3 rRNA genes are annotated in these 5,603 nt (G+C 58.6%); all 3 read right to left on the reverse strand.

What is annotated here, in order from left to right:
• Positions 1-119 precede the first annotated feature (119 nt).
• Positions 120-236 (reverse strand): 5S ribosomal RNA (gene rrf / locus MXD61_RS05330).
• A gap of 77 nt (positions 237-313) precedes the next feature.
• Positions 314-3,420 (reverse strand): 23S ribosomal RNA (locus tag MXD61_RS05335).
• Positions 3,421-3,874: 454 nt separating this feature from the next.
• Positions 3,875-5,384, reverse strand: a 16S ribosomal RNA gene (locus MXD61_RS05340).
• Together the 16S, 23S and 5S rRNA genes form the textbook arrangement of a ribosomal RNA operon.
• Positions 5,385-5,603 lie beyond the last annotated feature (219 nt).

The raw sequence follows: 5,603 nt of genomic DNA on the forward strand, positions 1-5,603 counted from the left end.
CCCACAAAAGAAAAAGGGCCGGCGGCAGACAAGCCGACAGCCCACACCCCACCCATCCACACCCGGAAACAGGTGTGGGGTTGTTCCGACAAACGGAACAACCCCACAACCTGTATAAAGTCCGGCGGCGTCCTACTCTCCCACACGGTCCCCCATGCAGTACCATCGGCGCTGAAGAGCTTAGCTTCCGGGTTCGGAATGAGACCGGGCGTTTCCCCTTCGCCAAAACCACCGAAACACTTCTCACCGCACACCCAACATGAAACATGCCGGCCGTACAGTCAGAACCGCACAGTGGACGCGTAGCAACTTCGAAGACAAGCCCTCGGCCTATTAGTACCGGTCAGCTCCATGCGTCACCGCACTTCCACCTCCGGCCTATCAACCCGATCATCTAGTCGGGGGCCTTACCAGGCTACCCTGTGGGAGACCTCATCTCGAAGCAGGCTTCCCGCTTAGATGCTTTCAGCGGTTATCCCTTCCGAACGTAGCCAACCAGCCATGCTCTTGGCAGAACAACTGGCACACCAGAGGTTCGTCCGTCCCGGTCCTCTCGTACTAGGGACAGCCCTTCTCAAGTCTCCTGCGCGCGCGGCGGATAGGGACCGAACTGTCTCACGACGTTCTAAACCCAGCTCGCGTACCGCTTTAATGGGCGAACAGCCCAACCCTTGGGACCTACTCCAGCCCCAGGATGCGACGAGCCGACATCGAGGTGCCAAACCTTGCCGTCGATATGGACTCTTGGGCAAGATCAGCCTGTTATCCCCGGGGTACCTTTTATCCGTTGAGCGACGGCGCTTCCACAAGCCACCGCCGGATCACTAGTCCCTGCTTTCGCACCTGCTCGACATGTCTGTCTCACAGTCAAGCTCCCTTGTGCACTTGCACTCAACACCTGATTGCCAACCAGGCTGAGGGAACCTTTGGGCGCCTCCGTTACTCTTTAGGAGGCAACCGCCCCAGTTAAACTACCCACCAGACACTGTCCCTGATCCGGATCACGGACCGAGGTTAGACATCCAGTACGACCAGAGTGGTATTTCAACAGTGACTCCACCAGGACTGGCGTCCCAGCTTCACAGTCTCCCACCTATCCTACACAAGCCGAACCGAACACCAATATCAAGCTATAGTAAAGGTCCCGGGGTCTTTCCGTCCTGCCGCGCGTAACGAGCATCTTTACTCGTAGTGCAATTTCGCCGAGTCTGTGGTTGAGACAGTGGGAAAGTCGTTACGCCATTCGTGCAGGTCGGAACTTACCCGACAAGGAATTTCGCTACCTTAGGATGGTTATAGTTACCACCGCCGTTTACTGGCGCTTAAGTTCTGAGCTTCGCCCCGAAGAGCTAACCCGTCCCCTTAACGTTCCAGCACCGGGCAGGCGTCACTCCGTATACATCGTCTTACGACTTAGCACGGAGCTATGTTTTTAGTAAACAGTCGCTTTCCCCTGGTCTCTGCGGCCACTCCCCGCTACGGAAGCAAGTCCCTACACGGAGAACGGCCCCCCTTCTCCCGAAGTTACGGGGGCATTTTGCCGAGTTCCTTAACCACAGTTCACTCGAACGCCTTGGTATTCTCTACCTGACCACCTGTGTCGGTTTAGGGTACGGGCGGTCCTGACACTCGCTAGAGGCTTTTCTCGGCAGCATGGGATCATCCACTTCGCCACAATCGGCTCGGCATCAGGTCTCAGACACATGAAACGCGGATTTGCCTACGTTCCGTCCTACACCCTTGCCCCAGGACAACCACCGCCTGGGCTGGACTACCCTCCTGCGTCACCCCATCGCTTGCCTACTACCAGACGGGACCCCACCCTCCCACACACACCCCCTAAAGGATGCCTGCGATCAGATGGTTAGCACACCCGGCCTCAGCATGGACGCATCAACACCGGTACGGGAATATCAACCCGTTATCCATCGACTACGCCTGTCGGCCTCGCCTTAGGTCCCGACTCACCCTGGGCGGATTAGCCTGCCCCAGGAACCCTTGGTCATTCGGCGGACGGGTTTCTCACCCGTCATTCGCTACTCATGCCTGCATTCTCACTCGTATGGCATCCACGACTGGGTCACCCCGCCGCTTCACGCGCCACACGACGCTCCCCTACCCACACACAAACCTGGACACCAAAAGATGCCGGGTACACTTGTGCATGCCGCAGCTTCGGCGGTGCGCTTGAGCCCCGCTACATTATCGGCGCGGAATCACTTGACCAGTGAGCTATTACGCACTCTTTCAAGGATGGCTGCTTCTAAGCCAACCTCCTGGTTGTCTGTGCGACTCCACATCCTTTTCCACTTAGCGCACGCTTAGGGGCCTTAGCTGGCGATCTGGGCTGTTTCCCTCTCGACTACGAAGCTTATCCCCCGCAGTCTCACTGCCGCACTTCACTTACCGGCATTCGGAGTTTGGCTGACTTCAGTAAGCTTGTGGGCCCCCTAGGCCATCCAGTGCTCTACCTCCGGCAAGAAACATGCGACGCTGCACCTAAATGCATTTCGGGGAGAACCAGCTATCACCGAGTTTGATTGGCCTTTCACCCCTACCCACAGCTCATCCCCCAGGTTTTCAACCCTGGTGGGTTCGGTCCTCCACACGGTCTTACCCGCGCTTCAACCTGGCCATGGGTAGATCACTCGGCTTCGGGTCTTGGACATGCGACTCAAACGCCCTATTCGGACTCGCTTTCGCTACGGCTACCCCACACGGGTTAACCTCGCCACACACCGCAAACTCGCAGGCTCATTCTTCAAAAGGCACGCGGTCACCAGACCGAAGTCCAGCTCCCACGGATTGTAGGCACACGGTTTCAGGTACTCTTTCACTCCCCTCCCGGGGTACTTTTCACCTTTCCCTCACGGTACTAGTCCGCTATCGGTCACCAGGGAGTATTTAGGCTTAGCGGGTGGTCCCGCCAGATTCACACGGAATTTCACGGGCTCCGTGCTACTTGGGAAAACGTTCAGGAGAAACAAGGTTTTCGACTACGGGGCTGTTACCCGCTATGGCGGCCCATTCACATGACCTTCGCCTAACCCAGTTTTTTCTGACTCCTCGAAAGAACGGCAGTCCTAACAGAACGCTCCCACAACCCCACAGCCGCAACGCCTGCCGGCTATCACACGACCATGGTTTAGCCTCATCCGCTTTCGCTCACCACTACTCGCGGAATCACTGTTGTTTTCTCTTCCTGCGGGTAATGAGATGTTTCACTTCCCCGCGTTCCCTCCACATGCCCTATGTGTTCAGGCAAGGGTGACAGGATTTAAAGCCCTGCCGGGTTTCCCCATTCGGAAATCCTCGGATCACAGCTCGGTTGGCAGCTCCCCGAGGCATATCGCAGCCTCCCACGTCCTTCATCGGCTCCTGGTGCCAAGGCATCCACCGTGCGCCCTTAATAACTTGGCCACAAAGATGCTCGCGTCCACTGTGCAGTTCTCAACGTACGGACAGCCCCAGCCGCACCCGTGAAGCCCACCCCCACACCGGAAGGCAGTCCTCCACCACGACCAGACCCGCAACCCCCACCAGCACACCAGCCCACCCGCACCCACCCATCACAGGCAGACACCAGCAGGCCAGCACACCAACAGAGGGATCACACCAACCACGAGGAAGCACACGACTCCCTCAGGACCCAACAGCGTGCCACGACCCTCCCCCACCAACCCAGCCCCGTTCCACCCCACCCCCACCCCCTCCGAAGAGAAGACAGACAGCAGGAGTACTAGACACCAGACCACCAGAAGACGATCATTGTCAGTGTTCCACACCCTATGAGCAACCAGACCGGCATGCACAGCCAGCCCTGGCCCTGGACCCCCCCACCCCCAACAGGATGAGAAGGCCAGACGCTCCTTAGAAAGGAGGTGATCCAGCCGCACCTTCCGGTACGGCTACCTTGTTACGACTTCGTCCCAATCGCCGGTCCCACCTTCGACGGCTCCCCCCACAAGGGTTGGGCCACCGGCTTCGGGTGTTACCGACTTTCGTGACGTGACGGGCGGTGTGTACAAGGCCCGGGAACGTATTCACCGCAGCATTGCTGATCTGCGATTACTAGCGACTCCGACTTCACGGGGTCGAGTTGCAGACCCCGATCCGAACTGAGACCGGCTTTTTGGGATTCGCTCCACCTCACGGCATCGCAGCCCTTTGTACCGGCCATTGTAGCATGTGTGCAGCCCAGGACGTAAGGGGCATGATGACTTGACGTCATCCCCACCTTCCTCCGAGTTGACCCCGGCAGTCTCCTATGAGTCCCCGACATGACTCGCTGGCAACATAGGACGAGGGTTGCGCTCGTTGCGGGACTTAACCCAACATCTCACGACACGAGCTGACGACAGCCATGCACCACCTGTGCAGGACCCTTACGGACCCCCCATCTCTGGAGGATTTCCCTGCATGTCAAACCCTGGTAAGGTTCTTCGCGTTGCATCGAATTAAGCCACATGCTCCGCCGCTTGTGCGGGCCCCCGTCAATTCCTTTGAGTTTTAGCCTTGCGGCCGTACTCCCCAGGCGGGGCGCTTAATGCGTTAGCTGCGGCACGGAGGCCGTGGAAGGTCCCCCACACCTAGCGCCCAACGTTTACGGCGTGGACTACCAGGGTATCTAATCCTGTTCGCTCCCCACGCTTTCGCTCCTTAGCGTCAGTTCCGGCCCAGAGACCCGCCTTCGCCACCGGTGTTCCTCCTGATATCTGCGCATTTCACCGCTACACCAGGAATTCCAGTCTCCCCTGCCGGACTCTAGCCTGCCCGTATCGACTGCAGGCCCGGGGTTGAGCCCCGGGTTTTCACAGCCGACGTGACAGGCCGCCTACGAGCTCTTTACGCCCAATAATTCCGGACAACGCTTGCACCCTACGTATTACCGCGGCTGCTGGCACGTAGTTGGCCGGTGCTTCTTCTGCAGGTACCGTCACTTTCGCTTCGTCCCTGCTGAAAGAGGTTTACAACCCGAAGGCCGTCATCCCTCACGCGGCGTCGCTGCGTCAGGCTTTCGCCCATTGCGCAATATTCCCCACTGCTGCCTCCCGTAGGAGTCTGGGCCGTGTCTCAGTCCCAGTGTGGCCGGTCGCCCTCTCAGGCCGGCTACCCGTCGTCGCCTTGGTAGGCCGTCACCCCACCAACAAGCTGATAGGCCGCGGGCCCATCCCGAGCCGATAAATCTTTCCACACCACCAGATGCCCGGCAGTGTCATATCCGGCATTAGCCCCGGTTTCCCGAGGTTATTCCAGAGCTCGGGGCAGGTTGCCCACGTGTTACTCACCCGTTCGCCGCTAGGAGCCGAAGCCCCTCGCTCGACTTGCATGTGTTAAGCACGCCGCCAGCGTTCGTCCTGAGCCAGGATCAAACTCTCCATCAATGCATGAAGAAACCAGGCCATCACAGCCCAGTAGACCCCGACATCACCACCACAACCCCGAAGAGCCATGACAGTGTGTCCAAAGGAATTTCCCCCACAACCCCAACCAGCCACACCCCACCACAAAGCAGGACACAACCAGCCAGAGCCATGAAAAAGGGGGCAGTACATATTGGCACTGACAATCGGCACGCTGTTGAGTTCTCAAGGAGCAGGCGC

Origin of the sequence: Frankia sp. AgPm24 (genome assembly GCF_023243055.1) — a bacterium.
In the GTDB taxonomy this organism is placed as follows: Bacteria; Actinomycetota; Actinomycetes; order Frankiales; family Frankiaceae; genus Frankia; species Frankia umida.